Origin of the sequence: Microbacterium sp. bgisy203 (assembly GCF_965345155.1) — a bacterium.
Classification (GTDB): domain Bacteria; phylum Actinomycetota; class Actinomycetes; order Actinomycetales; family Microbacteriaceae; genus Microbacterium.
The window spans coordinates 344746-362614 of record NZ_CBDRLZ010000001.1; the positions used below are offsets into that span (position 1 = coordinate 344746).

Annotated in this window: 18 protein-coding genes; 2 read left to right on the forward strand and 16 right to left on the reverse strand. The window is 70.1% G+C overall.

Features of this window, described 5'->3' with window-relative positions; translation table 11 throughout:
• Position 1: 1 nt before the first annotated feature.
• The 3 genes from ACRVYW_RS01675 to ACRVYW_RS01685 are packed head-to-tail and all read right to left on the reverse strand — an operon-like array spanning position 2 to position 3752.
• Positions 2-1105, reverse strand: a complete 1104-nt coding sequence (locus tag ACRVYW_RS01675) for a branched-chain amino acid aminotransferase (protein WP_431801064.1) — start codon at positions 1103-1105, stop codon at positions 2-4.
• A 33-nt stretch (positions 1106-1138) separates the two neighbouring features.
• Positions 1139-2191, reverse strand: a complete 1053-nt coding sequence (locus ACRVYW_RS01680) for a 3-isopropylmalate dehydrogenase (RefSeq protein WP_431801065.1) — start codon at positions 2189-2191, stop codon at positions 1139-1141.
• Positions 2154-3752 carry an MFS transporter gene (locus ACRVYW_RS01685; RefSeq protein WP_431801067.1) on the reverse strand — a complete coding sequence of 533 codons (1599 nt, stop codon included), beginning with the start codon at positions 3750-3752 and terminating at the stop codon, positions 2154-2156. The genes ACRVYW_RS01680 and ACRVYW_RS01685 overlap by 38 nt, the downstream gene beginning before the upstream one ends.
• A gap of 95 nt (positions 3753-3847) precedes the next feature.
• On the opposite strand from ACRVYW_RS01685, the gene ACRVYW_RS01690 reads away from it, so the two are divergent.
• Positions 3848-4399 carry a TetR/AcrR family transcriptional regulator gene (locus tag ACRVYW_RS01690; protein ID WP_431801069.1) on the forward strand — a complete coding sequence of 184 codons (552 nt, stop codon included), beginning with the start codon at positions 3848-3850 and terminating at the stop codon, positions 4397-4399.
• On the opposite strand, the gene serA is transcribed toward ACRVYW_RS01690, so the two are convergent.
• The 10 genes from serA to ACRVYW_RS01740 form a co-directional block, all read right to left on the reverse strand.
• Positions 4386-6014, reverse strand: a complete 1629-nt coding sequence (gene serA / locus ACRVYW_RS01695; protein ID WP_431801071.1) for a phosphoglycerate dehydrogenase — start codon at positions 6012-6014, stop codon at positions 4386-4388. The two genes, ACRVYW_RS01690 and serA, sit on opposite strands and share 14 nt — an antisense overlap.
• Positions 6015-6138: 124 nt before the next feature.
• The gene (locus ACRVYW_RS01700) at positions 6139-6489 is read right to left on the reverse strand and encodes a bacitracin resistance protein (protein ID WP_431801073.1); all 351 of its coding nucleotides are present in this window, start codon (positions 6487-6489) and stop codon (positions 6139-6141) included.
• A 41-nt stretch (positions 6490-6530) separates the two neighbouring features.
• Positions 6531-7046, reverse strand: a complete 516-nt coding sequence (locus tag ACRVYW_RS01705) for a DNA polymerase III subunit gamma/tau (RefSeq protein WP_431801075.1) — start codon at positions 7044-7046, stop codon at positions 6531-6533.
• Positions 7043-7780, reverse strand: a complete 738-nt coding sequence (locus ACRVYW_RS01710) for a copper homeostasis protein CutC (protein ID WP_431801077.1) — start codon at positions 7778-7780, stop codon at positions 7043-7045. Before ACRVYW_RS01710 ends, ACRVYW_RS01705 begins: the two co-directional genes overlap by 4 nt.
• A 107-nt stretch (positions 7781-7887) precedes the next feature.
• Entirely contained in the window at positions 7888-8913 is a 1026-nt protein-coding gene (gene ilvC / locus ACRVYW_RS01715; RefSeq protein ID WP_431801079.1) for a ketol-acid reductoisomerase, read from the reverse strand.
• A gap of 30 nt (positions 8914-8943) precedes the next feature.
• Complete coding sequence (gene ilvN / locus ACRVYW_RS01720; RefSeq protein WP_431801081.1) at positions 8944-9453, reverse strand: acetolactate synthase small subunit; 510 nt, start codon at positions 9451-9453, stop codon at positions 8944-8946.
• 1 nt (position 9454) lies between these two features.
• Positions 9455-11257, reverse strand: coding sequence for an acetolactate synthase large subunit (locus tag ACRVYW_RS01725; protein WP_431801083.1), 1803 nt, complete (start codon positions 11255-11257; stop codon positions 9455-9457).
• A 46-nt stretch (positions 11258-11303) separates the two neighbouring features.
• A complete protein-coding gene (ilvD, locus tag ACRVYW_RS01730; RefSeq protein WP_431801085.1) occupies positions 11304-13022 on the reverse strand; it encodes a dihydroxy-acid dehydratase in 1719 nt (572 codons plus the stop codon).
• A gap of 9 nt (positions 13023-13031) precedes the next feature.
• Positions 13032-13820: a trehalose-phosphatase gene (gene otsB / locus ACRVYW_RS01735; protein ID WP_431801087.1), complete on the reverse strand. Its 789-nt coding sequence runs from the start codon at positions 13818-13820 to the stop codon at positions 13032-13034.
• Positions 13817-15232, reverse strand: a complete 1416-nt coding sequence (locus tag ACRVYW_RS01740) for an alpha,alpha-trehalose-phosphate synthase (UDP-forming) (protein ID WP_431801089.1) — start codon at positions 15230-15232, stop codon at positions 13817-13819. The genes otsB and ACRVYW_RS01740 overlap by 4 nt, the downstream gene beginning before the upstream one ends.
• 24 nt (positions 15233-15256) lie before the next feature.
• Here ACRVYW_RS01740 and ACRVYW_RS01745 point away from each other — a divergent pair, with 24 nt between their 5' ends.
• Positions 15257-15508 carry a hypothetical protein gene (locus ACRVYW_RS01745; protein ID WP_431801091.1) on the forward strand — a complete coding sequence of 84 codons (252 nt, stop codon included), beginning with the start codon at positions 15257-15259 and terminating at the stop codon, positions 15506-15508.
• Positions 15509-15544: 36 nt separating this feature from the next.
• Here ACRVYW_RS01745 and ACRVYW_RS01750 read toward each other — a convergent pair whose 3' ends face one another.
• From ACRVYW_RS01750 to ACRVYW_RS01760, 3 genes are read right to left on the reverse strand one after another with little or no spacing between them, the layout of a single operon-like run.
• Positions 15545-15985, reverse strand: a complete 441-nt coding sequence (locus ACRVYW_RS01750) for a GNAT family N-acetyltransferase (RefSeq protein WP_431801093.1) — start codon at positions 15983-15985, stop codon at positions 15545-15547.
• Between the two features lie 49 nt (positions 15986-16034).
• On the reverse strand, positions 16035-17219 hold the full coding sequence (locus ACRVYW_RS01755) for an acetyl-CoA C-acetyltransferase (protein WP_431801095.1): 1185 nt from the start codon (positions 17217-17219) through the stop codon (positions 16035-16037).
• Positions 17216-17869, reverse strand: coding sequence for a 3-oxoacid CoA-transferase subunit B (locus ACRVYW_RS01760; RefSeq protein WP_431801097.1), 654 nt, complete (start codon positions 17867-17869; stop codon positions 17216-17218). Before ACRVYW_RS01760 ends, ACRVYW_RS01755 begins: the two co-directional genes overlap by 4 nt.

Genomic DNA, 17869 nt, shown 5'->3' on the forward strand with positions numbered 1-17869 from the left:
CTCACGCGTCCAGACGCACGAGCCAGCTGTGCACGTCCTCGCGGCGCCCGTACTGGATGTCGGTGAGCTCCTGGCGCAGCGACAGCGCGAGCTCTCCGAGGGGCTGCTCGTCGATGAAGTCGCGCCCCTTGAGCACGCCGATCGGCGCGACGACGGCCGCCGTACCGCAGGCGAACACCTCGACGATGTCGCCGGACGCAACGCCCAGGCGCCACTCGTCGATCGAGACGGCGCGTCCCTCGACCCGGTGCCCGCGGTCGGCCGCGAGCTGCAGGATCGAGTCGCGCGTGATGCCCTCGAGGATCGAGTCGGACTGCGGGGTCACGATCGTGCCGTCCTTGTAGACGAACACGACATTCATGCCGCCCAGTTCCTCGACGTTGCGCTCCTGGTCGAGGAAGACGACCTGATCGCACCCCTGTTCGTAGGCTTCTGCCTGCGGCAGCAGGCTGGCCGCGTAGTTGCCGCCGGTCTTCGCTGCGCCCGTGCCGCCCTTGCCTGCGCGCGCGTAGTCCTCGCTGAGCCAGATCGAGACCGGCTTCGCGCCGCCCTTGAAGTAGGCGCCGACGGGAGAGGCGATGACGTAGTAGCCGACCTTGTTCGCGGGACGGACGCCGAGGAACGCCTCCTTGGCGATCATGAACGGGCGGAGGTACAGACTCTGGTCGTCGCCGGCAGGCACCCAGGCGCCGTCGACGGCGATGAGCGCCTTCAGCGATTCGATGAAGTACTCGACGGGCAGCTCGGGCAGCGCCAGGCGGCGTGCGCTGCGCTGCAGCCGCTTGCCGTTCTCGGCGGGGCGGAACGTGTGGATCGAGCCGTCGGCGTGCCGGTAGGCCTTGATGCCCTCGAAGATCTCCTGACCGTAGTGCAGCACAGCGGCCGCCGGGTCGAGTGAGAGCGGTCCGTACGGCTGCACGCGGGGGCGATGCCAGCCTCCGCGCACCGACCAGCAGATGTCGACCATGTGGTCGGTGAACGTCGTGCCGAAGGCCGGATCGGCGAGCAGCTCGGAGCGTTCGGCATCCGTCTTCGCGGCGAGGTTCTTCGAAACGGCGAACTCCAGCGGGGCGAGTCCGGCGTCGGGGTCGTAGGTGAGGCTCATGCGTTCTCTTCTTTCGTGCGTCGCGGTGCCAGCCTATGCCTGCATGGCACGAGCGATGGCGTCGCCGACCTCGGCGGTGCTGCGGGGCGCGCTCCCCCGACCCGCGATGTCCGCTTCGACCGCGCGGGTGACGCGTCGCGCCTCGTCCTCGAGCCCGAGGTGGTCGAGCATGAGGGCGACGGAGAGGATCGCGGCCGTGGGATCGGCCTTCTGCTGCCCCGCGATATCGGGCGCCGAACCGTGCACGGGCTCGAACATCGAGGGGAACGCGCCGTCGGGATTGATGTTCCCCGAGGCGGCGAGGCCGATGCCTCCGGTGACGGCGCCGGCCAGGTCGGTGAGGATGTCGCCGAAGAGGTTGTCGGTGACGATCACATCGAAGCGGCTGGGGCTCGTGACCAGGTGGATCGTGGCCGCGTCGACGTGCATGTAGTCTACGGCGACCTCGGGGTGCTCCGATGCCACGGCGTTCACGATCCGCTGCCACATCCCGCCCGCGTGGACGAGCACGTTGGTCTTGTGCACGAGGGTCAGCTTCTTCCGCCGCCGCTCGGCCTGCGCGAAGGCGTAGCGGACGACGCGCTCGATGCCGTAGGCGGTGTTGACGCTCGTCTCGTTGGCGACCTCGTGCGGCGTGCCGGTGCGGATCGACCCGCCGTTACCGACGTAGGGGCCCTCGGTGCCTTCGCGGACGACCACGAAGTCGATCTCGCCCGGCTCCGCGAGGGGACCGGCCGCGCCCGGGTACAGCGTCGCGGGGCGGAGGTTGGCGTAGTGGTCGAGCGCGAAGCGGAGCTTCAGCAGCAGCCCTCGCTCGATGTTGGCATCCTTCAGGCGCGGGTCGCCGGGCACGCCGCCGACCGCGCCGAGGAGGATCGCATCGTGCGAGGCGATCGCCGCGAGGTCCTCGTCAGGCAGAGTGTCACCCGTGTCGAGGTAGCGCGCCGCACCGAGCGAGAAGCGCGTCTTCTCGAAGACCGTGTCGGAACCGGAAGTGACGGCATCCAGCACCTTCTCCGCCTCGGCGACGACCTCGGGGCCGATCCCGTCACCGGGTATGACTGCCAATCTGACCACGCGCGACATCGCTCTCCTTACGGTGGGGTGTGGTCTTCAGCGTAGTGGCCGCGATGACGGCGGCCACGACGACCAGACCCGCCCCGACGAGCGAGGTCACGACGACGCCCGAGTCGAACGCGTGGGCCGCCGCGAGGCGCAGTTGCGCGCCCACCTCGCCGCCGATCCGGTCGGCGATCGTCATCGCGCCGGCGAGCGTCTCGCGCGCGGCGCCGGCGAGCGTCGCGTCGAGGCCCGCCGGGAGGACGATCCCGGTGCGGAAGAGCGAGGTGAGGATGCCGCCGAGGACGGCAGTGCCGAGCACGGCGCCCAGCTCGTACGCGGTCTCGGAGACCGCGCTCGCCGCGCCCGCCTTCTCCGGCGGGGCGCTCGAGAGGATGAGGTCGTTCGACACGGTCTCGGCCGCTCCGATCCCGAGCCCGAGGAGCGCGAAGGCCGCGATGAGGAGGCCGAGGTCGGCGTCGGTGGCCGATAGCGCCACCATGATGTAGCCCGCGACGGAGAACGCGAGGGCTACCGGCACGATGATGCGTGCGTCGACGCGCGAGGCGATCGGCACGATGCCGAGACCTGCGACGATCATCGCGGCCATGCCGGGGACGAGCGCGAAGCCCGCCTCCATCGGCGACAGTCCGACGATGAGCTGCAGGTGCTGCGCGACGAAGAAGAGGAAGCCGACCAGGGCGATCACGCTCAGGAGGTTCACGAGGAGCGCTCCGGTGAACGTGCCGCGCGCGAACAGGCGCATGTCGAGCATGGGCTCGCGCAGCCGCAGCTGACGGCGCACGAACAGCGCGCCGAACGCGAGGCCGATCACGACGAGCGCCGGAACCTGCAGGCTCCAGCCGTAGACCGCGAACTCCTTGATCGCGAAGACGATCGGCACCATCGTGAGCACCGACAGCACGATGCTCTTCGGGTCGATGCGGCCCGGGTTCGGGTCGCGGCTCTCGGGCACGAGGATCGGCGCGAGGACGAGCAACGGCACGAGGACCGGCACGGCCATGAGGAAGACCGATCCCCACGAGAAGTGCTCGAGCAGGAATCCGCCGACGATGGGGCCGAGCGCGGCGCCCGCGGAGAACATCGCAGCCCAGACGGCGATGGCGATGCGGCGCTGCTCGCGGTCGGTGAAGATCGAGCGCAGGAGCGACAGCGTCGAGGGCATGAGCATGGCGCCGAAGACGCCCATCGCGGCGCGGCCGGCGATGAGCCAGCCCGCGGCCGGCGCGAATGCGGCCAGGGCCGAGACGACCGCGACCCCCGTGGCGCCGATGAGCAGCATGCGGCGGCGGCCGAACCGGTCACCGAGGGTTCCCATGGTCACCAGGAGCGCCGCGAGCACGAGCGGATACGAGTCGATGATCCAGAGCTGCTGCGCGCTCGTCGGGCCGAGGTCCGCGGCGATCTCGGGCAGCGCGAAGCTCAGCACGGTGTTGTCGACCGAGACGAGCAGCACGGGCAGCATCAGCACGACGAGCGCGGCCCAGCCGCGCCAGCCGACGCGCACGCCGTTGCCGTCGGCGATCCGGATCTGTTCCGTGAGGGTGAGTGTGTTCTGAGAAGTCATTTGTTTACCGTCTAGCCGGTATAGTATCAGAAGACGGCGTATGCCGGAAGCTGCCCGCGCCCGGATGCCTCGCGCTCAAATGGAAGGATCGGACCATGAGCAGACCCCCGCGCGCCCGCGACCTCGTCCTCGACGCGTTCGAGGCGCTCCTCATCGACGAGGGCGAACGCGCGGCGACGATGGATGCCGCAGCCCGCGCGGCGGGAGTGTCCAAGGGCGGTCTTCTGTACCACTTCGCCTCGAAGGAGGCGCTCGAACTCGCCCTCATCGAACGCCTGGTGGTGCTCGCCGATGACGACCTCGACGAGATGATCGCCTCCCCCGATGGCGCCGTCGCCTTCTTCCTGCGCACGTCCGTCATGGACGACGACCCGCTCGACCGCGCCCTCATCGCCGTCGCGCGACTCGCGCAGGGCGGCAGCGCCGCGGCATCCGATGCCCTCCGCGCCGTGCGCCAGCGCTGGGCTGACGCCCTGCGTGGGCACGTGCGCGACGAGACCGCGCTCGATCTCGTGCTGCTCGTCAGCGACGGACTCTATTACAACAACGCGCTCGGCGAAGCCGCCGGGGCTTCCGGCCCCGTGCCCCGCGGTGAGGCGCTCGACGCGCTCGTGGCCCTCGTGGAGCGCAGCGTCAGTCCTCGGTGATGTCGATCTCGCGGAAGAGGTCGGCGCCGACGGCGTCGCGCATGTCGTCGAGGATCTCCTCGGGCACCGGCTGATCGACCGTCAGCACCGACAGCGCACGGCCCGATGCGTCGGGCTGGGCGACGAACAAGCCGGCGATGTTGATGCCCGCCTCGCCGAGCTTCTGCCCGTAGATCGCGACGATGCCGGGGCGGTCGGCGTAGCGCATGACGACGTGGTGCTGCTCGATCGGCACCTCGATCTCGTAGCCGTTGATGCCGACGATCTTCGGCACCATGCGGGTACCCGCGAGCGTCCCCGCGACCGTCAGCACGGTGCCGTCGGCGAGGGCGCCGCGGAGGATCGTGATATTGCGGTAGAGCGGGCTCTCGGCCTCGACGATCAGGCGCGTCTCGATGCCGCGCTGCTCGGCGAACAGGGGCGCGTTGACGTACGAGACGTTCTCGCTCACGATCTTCGTGAAGATGCCCTTGAGCGCCGCGAGGCGGTAGACGCTCACGTCGTACGCCGCGAGCTCGCCGCGCACCTCGATGTCGAGGCTCGTGAGCGCGCTCGTCGCGAGGCCGGAGAACACCTGGCCGAGCTGCTCGACGAGGGCGATGCCGGGGCGGACGAACGGGTCGATGACCCCGCCCGCGACGTTCACCGCGTCGGGGACGAGATCGCCCTCGAGGGCGAGCTTCACCGAGCGGGCGACCGAGATGCCCGCCTTCTCCTGCGCTTCGTCGGTCGAGGCACCCAGGTGCGGCGTGACGACGACGTTCGGGAGCGACAGCAGCGGAAAGGCGGTGCCGTCCTCCTTGGGGGGCTCGGAGGTGAAGACGTCGAGGCCCGCACCGGCGATCTCGCCGGTCGTGAGCGCCGTGTAGAGCGCCTCCTCGTCGATGAGACCGCCGCGGGCGACGTTCACGATGTAGGCGGTCGGCTTCATGAGCGCGAACTGCGCAGTGCCGATCATGCCGGTCGTCTCGGGCGTCTTTGGCATGTGGATCGTCACGAAGTCGCTCTGCGCGAGCAGATCGTCGAGCGACAGGAGGGTCACGCCGAGCTGCTGGGCGCGGGCGGGGGTGACGTACGGGTCGTAGGCGACGACCGAGACGCCGAAGCCCTGGAGGCGCGCCGCGATGAGCGCGCCGATGCGCCCGAGGCCGATGATGCCGACGGTCTTCTCGAAGAGCTCGGTGCCGGTGAACGAGCTGCGCTTCCACGCGCCGCCCGCGAGCGACGCGTGCGCGGCGGGGATGTGGCGCGCGAGGCTCAGAATGTGGCCGACGGTGAGCTCGGCGGCGGAGATGATGTTCGAGGTCGGGGCGTTCACGACCATGACGCCGGCGGCCGTCGCCGCCTTGATGTCGACGTTGTCGAGCCCGACGCCCGCGCGTGCGACGACCTTGAGCTTGGGAGCTGCGGCGATCGCCTCGGCATCCACCTTCGTCGCCGAGCGGACGAGGATCGCGTCCGCGTCGGCGATCGCGGCGAGCAGCGCCGGCCGGTCGGTGCCGTCGACGTTCCGGACGTCGAAGTCGGGACCGAGTGCGTCGATCGTGGCGGGAGAGAGTTCTTCGGCGAGGAGGACGACAGGCTTGGACGCTGACTGGGACACTGACTGGGACACAGGGCAGACCTTCGGTGTTCGCGCGGACGACGCGTTCGGGTGGGATCGACCGCCAGCCTACTCGCCGCGCGGAGGCGTCGATGACCGTGTGACGACTCGTCGCCGCCGGGCGGACGGCGCGCTGTCAGCCGAGCATCGACGAGCCCGACGTCGCGCTGTACGCGATGACGTCGAGCCAGAAGACCGCGGTGACGGCGAGACCGGTCAGGAGGACGAGCGAGAACTCCCACCACGTGCGGCGCCAGCCGATCGCGAACGCCGTGCCGAACGCGATCAGCGGGAAGACGACGGCGAACAGCAGCACGAACCAGCCGTATGCGTTGAGGGGCACCGTGCCGCTCGCCTGCGCGATGAGGAACTCGACCGCGTTCCAGACGAAGTAGGCGTAGAAAAGCCCGAAGAACACCGAGAGCGTGACGATGAGCCACGTCGGCATGATGCGCGGCTTGGCGGTCTTCTCGGGCGTCGGGGACACGGACACAGTCTCCGCCCGGCCCTTGTGCTCCTTGCGCGCGTTCACTGACCCACCGCCCCCACCATCACGAACGGCCACGGGATGAGGACGACCAGTCCCGCGATGAGCCACACGATCCGCACCCAGCTCTTCGACGCCCGCGTGAGCAGGTAGGTCGTCAGGAACCACAGCGCCGGAGCGGCCACGGCCAGCCAGAACGACACCTGGTAGCCCACGGGGCTCACGAGGAACTGGGCCGTACCCTGCAGGCGGATGCCGCCGATGATCCAGCCGATCGTGAAGAGAAGATAGGCGCCCGCGAGGATGCCGAGGGTCACGAGCGTTCCGTTCGACATCGGCTGCGCGTCCCCGGGCATCGTGACGGTGCCGTCCGACTCGATGTGCCCGACCTTCTCGCTCCCCTTGCCGACCGCCTGGTACCCGTCGGGCAGGGCCAGGGGTTCCGACGTGTCGGCGGCGCCGCGCTCGGGGTCCGCCTCCGGCAGGGAGCCGACGTCGAGCGTCGGATCGTCGTCGCCGTCCCAACGGAGGGCGTCGTCGTCGCGTCCTGTGCTCACGCGCTCAGCGTAGCGTCATCGGTGTGGCACGCGGCCTCCGCCGCTCGCACGACGGTGATGTCGGTGACATCGTGCCCGGCGGTCCCCCCGCCCGGCCCCGAGGGCTCGTCCTCGCCGGCGAGAGCCCGCGCTGAGAGGTGCACCGCGCCGACGCCGGTCGCGACGATGGCGGGGATGTCCTCGACGCGCACACCGCCGCCCGCCATGATCTCCGCGCCGCCCTCGGCGATCTCGACGAGGCGGGCGAGCGTCTCGAGCCCGTCGATCGCCCGCGTCGCCCCGCCGGAGGTGAGCACGCGGTCGACGCCCGCGCCGCGCAGCTGCTCGAGCACCGCGACGGGGTCGGCCGCGGCGTCGATCGCGCGATGGAAGACGAGGGTCGCCTGTCCTGCGGCATCCCGCCACCGACGCACCGTCGGGACGTCGGCGCGGCCGTCGGAGGTGAGCGCACCGATCACCACTCCCCCGACGCCGGCGCGGACGGCCGCCGAGATGTCGGCGGAGACGAGGGCGATCTCGCTCCGGTCGTAGACGAAACCGCCCGCACGCGGCCGGACCAGCACATTGACGCGCGCACCGCCGACGGCGGCGACGGTCGCCTCGATGAGGCCGATCGAAGGGGTGACCCCACCGACGCCCAGGGCCTGGCAGAGCTCCAGCCGGTCGGCGCCGGCGGCGATCGCGTCGCGCGCTCCGGCAGGGTCTTGGACGGCGATCTCGAGGGCTGCGGTCATGCGTTCACTCTAGTGAACGAGAAGGGCCCGGCCCCCTGGTGTGGGGGCCGGGCCCGGTGGCTTGGATCAAGCCGTACCCGGCGGGTGGCCGGGAATCTCAGCGAGGATCAGCGCGCGGCCGAACCCTCGACGTAACCCTCGTCCTGCTGCTTCCACGCGAACAGGGCGCGCAGGTCCTTGCCGACGGCCTCGATCGGGTGCTCGGCGGCCGCGGCGCGCAGCGCCTGGAACTCGGGCGCCCCGGCATCCTGATCGCCGATGAACCGCTCGGCGAAGGCGCCGGACTGGATGTCGGCGAGGACGCCCTGCATGTTCTCCTTGACACGCGGGTCGATGACGCGCGGGCCCGACACGTAGTCGCCGTATTCCGCCGTGTCGGAGACCGACCAGCGCTGCTTGGCGATGCCGCCCTCCCACATGAGGTCGACGATGAGCTTCAGCTCGTGCAGCACCTCGAAGTAGGCGATCTGCGGCTGGTAGCCCGCCTCGGTGAGCGTCTCGAAGCCGTACTGCACGAGCTGCGACACACCGCCGCAGAGGACGGCCTGCTCGCCGAAGAGGTCGGTCTCGGTCTCTTCGGTGAAGGTCGTCTTGATCACGCCGGCACGGGTGCCGCCGATCGCCTTCGCGTACGCGAGGGCGGTACCCCAGGCGTTGCCGGAGGCATCCTTCTCGACCGCGATGATGTCGGGGATGCCGCGGCCGGCCACGAACTCGCGGCGCACCGTGTGGCCGGGGGCCTTGGGGGCGACGAGGATGACGTCGACGCCCTCGGGCGCGTCGATGTAGCCGAAACGGATGTTGAAGCCGTGCGCGAAGGCGAGGGTCTTGCCGGGCGTCAGGTTCGGCAGGATCTCGTCGGTGAAGATGCCGCGCTGGTGCTGGTCGGGCGCGAGGATCATGATGATGTCGGCCCACGCGGTCGCGTCGGCGACCGACATGACGGTGAAGCCGTCCTCCTCGGCCTTCGCCTTGGACTTCGAGCCCTCCTTGAGCGCGATGACGACCTCGACGCCGGAGTCGCGGAGGTTCTGCGCGTGGGCGTGGCCCTGCGAGCCGTAGCCGACGATCGCGACCTTCTTGCCCTGGATGAGCGACAGGTCGGCGTCGGAGTCGTAGAAGATCTCGGCCATGGTGTTGTGTTTCTCCTTGTATCGGGTGGTCTAGCCGCGCAGGACGCGTTCGGTGATGGACTTTCCGCCGCGGCCGATGGCGACCATGCCGGACTGGGCGAGCTCCTTCACGCCGAAGGGCTCGAGGGCGCGCAGGAACGCGTCGACCTTGCCGCGGTCGCCGGTCACCTCGACGACCAGCGCGTCGGTCGCATAGTCGACGATCGACGCGCGGAAGAGGTTCACGACCTCGATGACGTTCGAGCGCGTCTGGTTGTCGGCGCGGACCTTGATGAGCATGTGCTCGCGCTGGACGGATGCCGCCGGCTCGAGCTCGACGATCTTGATGACGTTGACGAGCTTGTTGAGCTGCTTGGTCACCTGCTCGAGCGGGAGGCCCTCGACGTCGACGACGACCGTGATGCGGGACAGGCCCGGCACCTCGGTGACGCCCACGGCGAGCGACTCGATGTTGAAGCCCCGGCGGGCGAACAGGCCCGCGACGCGGGTGAGCAGGCCCGGCTTGTCCTCGACGAGCAGGCTCAGGACGTGACGGCTCATCTCACACCTCCTGATCGAAGCTCGGCGCGTGGTCGCGGGCGTACTGGATGTAGCTGTTGCTGACGCCCTGTGGGACCATCGGCCACACCATCGCGTCGGCGGAGACGACGAAGTCGATCACCACGGGGCGGTCGTTCGTCGCGAGCGCGGTCTGGATCGCGGCATCCACGTCCTCCTCCTTCTCGACGCGCAGCGCCAGGCACCCATAGGCTTCGGCGAGCTTGATGAAGTCGGGGATGCGGATGGTGTCGTGCCCGGTGTTGAGGTCGGTGTGCGAGTAGCGGCCGTTGTAGAACAGCGTCTGCCACTGGCGCACCATGCCGAGCGAGGAGTTGTTGATGATCGCGACCTTGATCGGGATGTTGTTGATGACGCAGGTGGCGAGCTCCTGGTTCGTCATCTGGAAGCAGCCGTCGCCGTCGATCGCCCACACGGTGCGCTCGGGCTCGGCGACCTTCGCGCCCATCGCGGCGGGGACCGAGTAGCCCATCGTGCCGGCGCCGCCGGAGTTCAGCCAGGAGTTCGGGCGCTCGTAGCCGATGAACTGCGCCGCCCACATCTGGTGCTGGCCGACGCCCGCGGCGTAGATGCCCTCGGGGCCGGTGAGCGCGCCGATGCGGCTGATGACGTACTGCGGTGACATGAGACCGTCGGTGGGCGCCGTGTAACCGAGCGGGAATTCGCTCCGCAGCCCGTCGAGGTACGACCACCACTCCTCGGTGTCGGGCTCCCGGCCCTCCGCGACGCCGCGATAGGCAGCGTCGAGGTCGATGAGCACCTCGCGCACGTCACCGACGATCGGAACGTCGGCGGTGCGGATCTTCGAAATCTCGGCCGGGTCGATGTCGACGTGGACGACCTGCGCGTTCGGGGCAAACAGCGCCGCCTTGCCCGTCACACGGTCGTCGAACCGCGCGCCGAGGGCGACGATGAGATCGGCCTCCTGGAGGGCGAGCACAGCGGGCACCGTGCCGTGCATGCCGGGCATGCCGAGGTGCTGCGGGTGCGAGTCGGGGAACGCGCCGCGAGCCATGAGGGTCGTGACGACGGGGGCACCGGTCGTCTCGGCGAGGCTCAGGAGCTCCTTCGACGCGCCGGCGCGGATGACGCCGCCGCCGACGTACAGGACCGGCTTCTGCGCGTTCGCGAGGAGCGTCGCGGCGGCCTGGATCTGCTTGCCGTGGGCCTTCGTCACGGGGCGGTAGCCGGGAAGGTCGTAGCGCGGCGGCCAGACGAAGGGCGCCTCGGCCTGCTGCGCGTCCTTCGTGATGTCGACGAGGACGGGACCGGGGCGGCCGGTCGAGGCGATCTCGTACGCGGCGGCGATGGCACCGGGGATCTCTGAGGCATCCTTCACGAGGAACGAGTGCTTCGTGACGGGCATCGTGATGCCCACGATGTCGGCCTCCTGGAAGGCATCGGTGCCCATGAGCGTCGAGAAGACCTGGCCGGTGATCGCGAGCATCGGGACGGAGTCCATGTATGCGTCGGCGATCGCGGTGACGAGGTTCGTCGCGCCCGGGCCGCTCGTCGCGATCGCGACGCCGACCTTGCCGGATGCCGCGGCGTAGCCTTCGGCAGCGTGCCCCGCGCCCTGCTCGTGACGGACGAGGATGTGGCGGAGCGCCGTCGAGTCCATGAGCGGGTCGTAGACGGGCAGGATCGCCCCGCCGGGAAGACCGAACACGTCGGTCACTCCCAGGAGTTCGAGCGAGCGGACGACGGCTTCCGCGCCGGTCAGGATCGGAGCGGAGGCGCTGCGTGCGGGCGGCCGAGGAACGGCCGCAGCGGTGTCGAGTGACATGAGGGACCTATCGAGCAGGGTGTCTGATGTGCGTGGAAAGCGGGGCCTAGCCCGTCGTCGCGCCCTCCGCGGCGGAGCGCACGAGCTTCGAGTACTTGGCCAGAACGCCACGGGTATAGCGCGGGGGAAGGGGCTCCCAGCCCTCGCGGCGGGAGCTCAGCTCGGCCTCGTCGACGAGTAGATCGAGAGTGCGAGCCGCGATATCGACCCGTATCAGATCACCATCGCGCACGAAGGCGATGGGACCTGAGTCCACCGCTTCGGGTGCTATGTGGCCGATGCACAGGCCGGTTGTGCCGCCTGAGAATCTGCCGTCCGTCAAGAGTAGTACATCTTTTCCGAGGCCCGCGCCCTTGATGGCCGCGGTGATGGCGAGCATCTCGCGCATGCCGGGGCCGCCCTTGGGGCCCTCGTAACGGATGACGACGACATCGCCCGCGGAGATCTCCCCCGCCTCGAGGGCGTCCATCGCGGCGCGTTCGCGCTCGAAGACGCGCGCGGGGCCCTCGAAGACGGCGGCGTCGAACCCGGCGGTCTTCACGACCGCGCCCTCGGGGGCGAGCGAGCCGTGCAGGATCGTGATGCCGCCGGTCGCGTGGATCGGGTCGTCGAAGGTGTGGATGACGGTGCCGTCGACGGGGTCGGGGGCGAGGTCGGCGAGGTTCTCGGCGAGCGTCTTGCCGGTCACCGTGAGCGCGTCGCCGTGGAGGAGCCCTTCGTCGAGCATCGCCTTCATAATGACCGGGATGCCGCCGTGACGGTCGACATCGTTCATGACGTACTTGCCGAACGGCTTCATGTCGGCGATGTGCGGCACCTTGTCGCCGATGCGGTTGAAGTCGGCGAGGGTCAGGTCGACCTCGGCCTCGCGCGCGATGGCGAGCAGGTGCAGCACGACGTTCGTCGAGCCGCCCAGGGCCATCGCGAGGGCGATCGCGTTCTCGAACGCCTCGGGGGTCAGGATGTCACGCGTCGTGATGCCCTGGCGCAGCAGGTTCACGACAGCCTCACCGGAGCGGTGCGCGAAGTAGTCGCGGCGACGGTCGGCCGACGGCGGCGCCGCCGAACCCGGCAGCGAGAGTCCGAGGGCTTCGGCGACCGAGGCCATCGTGTTCGCGGTGTACATGCCGCCGCACGCGCCCTCACCCGGCGCGAACGCGCACTCGATGCGCTTCAGGTCGGCCTCGGTCATCTTGCCCGCCAGGCACGCGCCGACGCCCTCGAAGGAGTCGATGATGGTGATGTCCTTCTCGGTCCCGTCCGAGAGCTTCACCCAGCCGGGAGCGATGGAGCCCGCGTACAGGAAGACGCTCGAGAGGTCGAGACGCGCGGAGGCCATGAGCATGCCGGGGATCGACTTGTCGCAGCCGGCCAGGAGCACCGTGCCGTCGAGTCGCTCGGCCATGACGACCGTCTCGACCGAGTCGGCGATGACCTCTCGGCTCACGAGCGAGAAGTGCATGCCCTCGTGCCCCATCGAGATCCCGTCGGAGACCGAGATCGTGCCGAACTGCAGCGGGTATCCCCCGCCCGAGTGCACACCCTCCTTCGCCCCCTGCGCGAGCCGGTCGAGACTGAGGTTGCAGGGGGTGATCTCGTTCCAGCTGGACGCGATGCCGATCTGGGGCTTGTCCCAGTCCTCGTCACCCATGCCGACGGCGCGGAGCATGCCGCGGGAGGTCGTCGCCTCGATGCCGTCGGTGACGGCGCGGCTACGGGGTTTGATGTCGATCGACGGTGAAACGGTGTCCTCGGGCTCAGGCATTCTCGAAGTCTATTCCCGCGCGGCGCCCCGCTCGTGCGCGAGGCGGGCGAGGAGCGCCGCAAGCTCGGCGATGTCCGCGACGCGGACGGATGCCGCGGTCTCCCCCGCCCCGACACGCACGCCCACGTCTCCCGGGCGGAGGCTCCGGAGCGCGTCCTCGTCGGTCACGTCATCACCCGCGAAGAGCACCGCGGTGGCCCCTGTCTCGGCGCGGAGCCGCTCCACCGCGGCATCCTTCCCCTCCTGACGGAAGGCGAACTCGAGGATGTCGCGCCCGGCGCGGCGGCGCCAGGCGGGCGCCCGGTCGGCGACGAGCGCGTCCACGGCATCCTGCACGTCCGGCGCACCGTCGCCCGCGAGGCGCGTGTGCAGCGCGAAGCCGAACTCCTTCGGCTCGATCCACGCGCCCTCGGCGCGGCCTGCGATCTCCTCCGCCCGGGCGCGCAGCTCATCGCGGAGCGCCCGGTCGGCGGCGTCGTCCGGCGACGCCTCGACGGGCGGCCACTGCTCGGCGCCGTGCGATCCGGCGAGCAGGACGGGCGAGTCGTCGTCGTGCTCGGCGATGATGCGGAGGTCGTGCAGCGTGCGACCCGACACGAAGGCGACCGCCGTGTCGGGTGCGTCGAGGAGGGCGTCCACGGCGTCGGCTGCGTCGGGCGTCATGCGCGCGTTCATGGGCTCATCGACGAGCGGGGCGAGCGTGCCGTCGAAGTCGAGCGCCACGAGCAGCCGCGGGGTGCGCGCCAGTGCGGAGATCGCGGCGATCGCCGACGGATCCTCGGGTCCGACCGCGCTCACGAGCGGCGCTCCCGGATCGATGCGAGGTCGGCGAGAAAGGTGCGCGACCAGTCCGCGACGTCGTGGTCGCGCACGCGGCGGCGGAGCGCCCGCATGCGCTTGCGCTGTTCGTCCACGGGCATGTCGATAGCCGTCTCGATCGCGTCCTTCAGTCCGTCGATGTCGTGGGGATTGACCCGGATCGCCTGAGTGAGCTCGTCGGCCGCGCCGGTGAACTCACTGAGAACGAGGACCCCGCGCCCGTCGACGCGGCTCGCGACGTACTCCTTCGCGACGAGGTTCATGCCGTCGCGGAGCGCCGTGACGAGCATGACGTCGGCGGCAAGGTAGAGGGCGACCATCTCCTCCCGCGGATAGGAGTGATGGAGGTAGCGGATCGCGGAGTGCCCCACCGTGTCATGGTCGCCGTTGATCCGCCCCACCGTCAGCTCGATCTCGTCGCGCAGCTGCATGTACGCCGCCACGCGCTCGCGGCTCGGGCTCGCGACCTGCACGAGGGTCACGTCCTCGACGTCGAGCCGGTGATCGGCCAGGAGTTCGCCGAACGCCTTGAGCCGATGCCCGATGCCCTTCGTGTAGTCGAGGCGGTCGACGCCGAAGAGCACGGTCTTCGGGTTGCCGAGACTCTCGCGGATCTCGCGCGCACGTGCCTGGACGTCGGGCCGGCGCGCCAGCTCGTCGTAGACGGCGGCGTCGATCGAGATGGGGTAGGCCTTCGCGATCGCGGTGCGGACGGTGCCGTCCTTGTCGGGGACGCGGATCGACCCGGCCTTCGTCTCGAACCCGAGCTGCCGACGCACGGCGCGTGCGAAGTTCCCGGCATCCGCCACGCGCTGGAAGCCGATCACGTCGGCCCCGACGAGGCCCTCGAGCACCTGCTTGCGCCACGGCAGCTGCGCATAGATCCCGTATGCGGGGAACGGAATGTGATGGAAATAGCCGATCACGAGGTCGGGGCGGAGTTCCCGCAGCATGCGCGGGACGAGCTGGAGCTGGTAGTCGTGGACCCAGACTGTCGCGTCCGGCGCGGCGACGGATGCCGCAGCCCGCGCGAACCTCTCATTGACGCGGACGTACGCCTCCCACCAGAGACGGTGATACGCGGGCGGGGAGATGACGTCGTGGTAGAGCGGCCAGATCGTGTCGTTGGAGAAGCCCTCGTAGAACAGCTCCACGTCCTCCGCGGACAGCACGACGGGCACGAGGCTCATGCCGTCGAACTCGAACGGATCGATTTCGAGGCCGGGCTGCCCCGGCCACCCCACCCACGCGCCGCCCGTGGACTGCAGGACGGGCTCGAGCGCGGCGACGAGGCCACCGGGTGAGCGGCGCCACTCGTCGTCGTCGGCAGAGCGGTCGACGGGTAAGCGGTTGGAGACGACGACGAAGTCGGCCGCGGGGGTGGTGTCCATGATGCTCCAGGCTAACGTGGACGCATGCGCATGCTCCTCGGCTCCGGACTCCTCTCCTCGCTGACCACCGGTCTCACGCTTCTGCGCGGCGCGCGCGGCGACGTCCCCTTCACGTGGCGTCAGGCGCTCGCGTGGATCAGCTGGGGCATCACCCTCGCCCTCGCGATCGGCACGATCGTCGACACGCGGCGCGCGTCGCAGGGGAAGCTCGTCGCGACCGACTCGCCCGTGCACGGCAAGGAGCAGAAGCTCCTCGCCCGGCGCCTCAAGGACTGACGCGCGCTCCGGCCGCGAGCGGGCCGGGAGTCCCGGTCAGAGCTCGATCTCGTAGTGGATGAATCCCGTGCGCGTCGCGACGCGGTCGTAGAGGCGCCGCGCCGTCTCGTTCGACTCCTCGGTGAGCCAGTAGACCTTCTCGGCGCCTGCGGCCTCAGCCGCATCCCGAACGTGCGCGATGAGCGCGCCGCCGACCCCGCCGCCGCGGACGTCGGGGGCGACGAAGAGGTCTTCGAGGTAGCAGGAGGACGACGTGGTCCACGTCGAGGGGTGGAAGAGCCAGTGCACGAACCCGACGGCGCGCCCCGTCTCGTCGCGGGCGATCGCGCCGTGCAGACCGTCCTCAGAGGTCAGGCGCGCGAAGACGTCGTCGGTGACCTCGGGGGCGAGCTCGCGGCGGTAGAAGACGAGGTAATCGGCCCAGAGGGCGTCCCATTCGGAGCGATCGGAGACGGCGAGGGGCGAGATCGTGGTCACGATCCCGAGCCTAGCTGCCTGCCGACCCCATTCCGAGGTGCGCGGCCCCTCAGCGCGTGAGGATGAGGGCCTCGCCCTGACCGCCGCCGCCGCAGAGTCCGACGGCCGCCGTGCCCGAGCCTCGGCGGACGAGCTCGTGCACCGCGTGGACGACGAGACGCCCGCCGGAGGCGCCGATGGGGTGGCCGAGGGCGATGCCGCCGCCGTGAATGTTCACGACGTCCTCGCCGAGGCCGAGTTCCTCCTCCGAACGCACGACAACAGCGCCGAAGGCCTCGTTGATCTCGACGAAGTCGAGATCGGACACCTCCAGGCCCTGACGCTCGAGCGCCTGCGCGATGGCGCGCGCCGGCTGGGCGTGAAGAGAGTTGTCAGGTCCTGCGACCTGACCGGCCGCCCCGACGACGGCGAGCACCGGCCAACCTTTCTCGTCGGCGTGCGCGCGGGTCGTGAGGACGACCGCCGAGGCACCGTCCGAGATCTGCGACGCGTTGCCTGCGGTGATCGTGCCGTCCTTCGCGAAAGCCGGACGGAGCTTCGCCAGGGTCTCCTCGGTCGTCTCCGGACGGATGCCCTCGTCGGCCGTGACGCGCACGGGGTCGCCCTTGCGCTGCGGCACCTCGACCGTGACGATCTCCGCGTCGAACAGGCCGTCCTGCTGCGCCGCGGCGGCCCGCTGGTGCGACAGCGCCGCGACCCGGTCCTGCGCTTCGCGCGTGATGTGGAACGTCGGGTTGAGCCGCTCGGTCGACGCTCCCATCGACTCCTTGTCGTAGGCATCCGTCAGCCCGTCGTACGCCATGTGGTCGAGCACCTCGACCGAGCCGTACGACCAGCCCTCGCGCGAGCCCATGAGCAGGTGCGGGGCGCGGGTCATCGATTCCATACCGCCCGCGACGACGACGGTCGCGTCTCCCGCGGCGATCATGCGCTTCGCGTCGATGATCGCGGTGAGACCCGACAGGCACACCTTGTTGACGGCGGATGCCGGGACGTCCCATCCGAGACCGGCCGCGAGCGCAGCCTGGCGCGCCGGGTTCTGGCCGGAGCCGGCCGGGAGCACCTGACCGAGGATGACCGCGTCGACCTCCTCCGCCGGGATCTGCGCCTTCTCGAGCGCGCCGGCGATGGCGAAGCCGCCCAACTGCGGCGCGGTGAACGAGCCGAGCTGGCCCTTCAGCCGCCCCTGCGGAGTGCGGGCGGCGGCCACGATCACGATGTCGTCGGTGCTCATACGTGTTCCTTCAGATCGTCGGAGATGGTGAGTGCCGGTTCGGTCGCGGCGACCACCTCGTCGACGGTGACGCCGGGGGCGAGCTCGACCAGCACCAGTCCATCATCGGTCACATCGATGACCGCGAGGTCCGTGATGATCCGATCAACCACGCCTCGGCCGGTGAGTGGCAGCGAGCAGGCGTCGACGATCTTCGCCGAGCCGTCGCGGGCGACGTGCTCCATGAGAACGATGACGCGCGCCGCGCCGTGGACGAGGTCCATCGCACCGCCCGGGCCCTTCACCATCTTGCCGGGGATCATCCAGTTGGCGAGGTCACCGGTCGCCGACACCTGCATGGCGCCGAGGATCGCCGCGTCGATCTTGCCGCCGCGGATCATGCCGAAGCTCGTCGCCGAGTCGAAGAACGAGGCTCCGGGCAGGACCGTCACGGTCTCCTTGCCGGCGTTGATGAGGTCGGGGTCGACGTTCTCCTCGGTGGGGTACGGGCCGACGCCCAGGATGCCGTTCTCCGACTGCAGGACGACCGTGACGCCTTCGGGGACGTAGTTCGGCACGAGCGTCGGCAGGCCGATGCCGAGGTTGACGTACGAGCCGTCGGCGAGTTCGGCGGCCGCGCGCGCGGCCATCTCGTTGCGGGTGAGTGCCAT

Excerpts from the sequence above, each read along its gene's own strand:
- ACRVYW_RS01675 (WP_431801064.1), bottom strand. The coding sequence starts at position 1,105 with ATGAGCCTCACCTACGACCCCGACGCCGGACTCGCCCCGCTGGAGTTC.
- ACRVYW_RS01680 (WP_431801065.1), bottom strand. The coding sequence starts at position 2,191 with ATGTCGCGCGTGGTCAGATTGGCAGTCATACCCGGTGACGGGATCGGC.
- ACRVYW_RS01685 (WP_431801067.1), bottom strand. The coding sequence starts at position 3,752 with ATGACTTCTCAGAACACACTCACCCTCACGGAACAGATCCGGATCGCC.
- ACRVYW_RS01690 (WP_431801069.1), top strand. The coding sequence starts at position 3,848 with ATGAGCAGACCCCCGCGCGCCCGCGACCTCGTCCTCGACGCGTTCGAG.
- ACRVYW_RS01710 (WP_431801077.1), bottom strand. The coding sequence starts at position 7,780 with ATGACCGCAGCCCTCGAGATCGCCGTCCAAGACCCTGCCGGAGCGCGC.
- ilvC (WP_431801079.1), bottom strand. The coding sequence starts at position 8,913 with ATGGCCGAGATCTTCTACGACTCCGACGCCGACCTGTCGCTCATCCAG.
- ilvN (WP_431801081.1), bottom strand. The coding sequence starts at position 9,453 with ATGAGCCGTCACGTCCTGAGCCTGCTCGTCGAGGACAAGCCGGGCCTG.
- ACRVYW_RS01725 (WP_431801083.1), bottom strand. The coding sequence starts at position 11,257 with ATGTCACTCGACACCGCTGCGGCCGTTCCTCGGCCGCCCGCACGCAGC.
- ilvD (WP_431801085.1), bottom strand. The coding sequence starts at position 13,022 with ATGCCTGAGCCCGAGGACACCGTTTCACCGTCGATCGACATCAAACCC.
- ACRVYW_RS01740 (WP_431801089.1), bottom strand. The coding sequence starts at position 15,232 with ATGGACACCACCCCCGCGGCCGACTTCGTCGTCGTCTCCAACCGCTTA.
- ACRVYW_RS01745 (WP_431801091.1), top strand. The coding sequence starts at position 15,257 with ATGCGCATGCTCCTCGGCTCCGGACTCCTCTCCTCGCTGACCACCGGT.
- ACRVYW_RS01755 (WP_431801095.1), bottom strand. The coding sequence starts at position 17,219 with ATGAGCACCGACGACATCGTGATCGTGGCCGCCGCCCGCACTCCGCAG.
- ACRVYW_RS01760 (WP_431801097.1), bottom strand. The coding sequence starts at position 17,869 with ATGGCACTCACCCGCAACGAGATGGCCGCGCGCGCGGCCGCCGAACTC.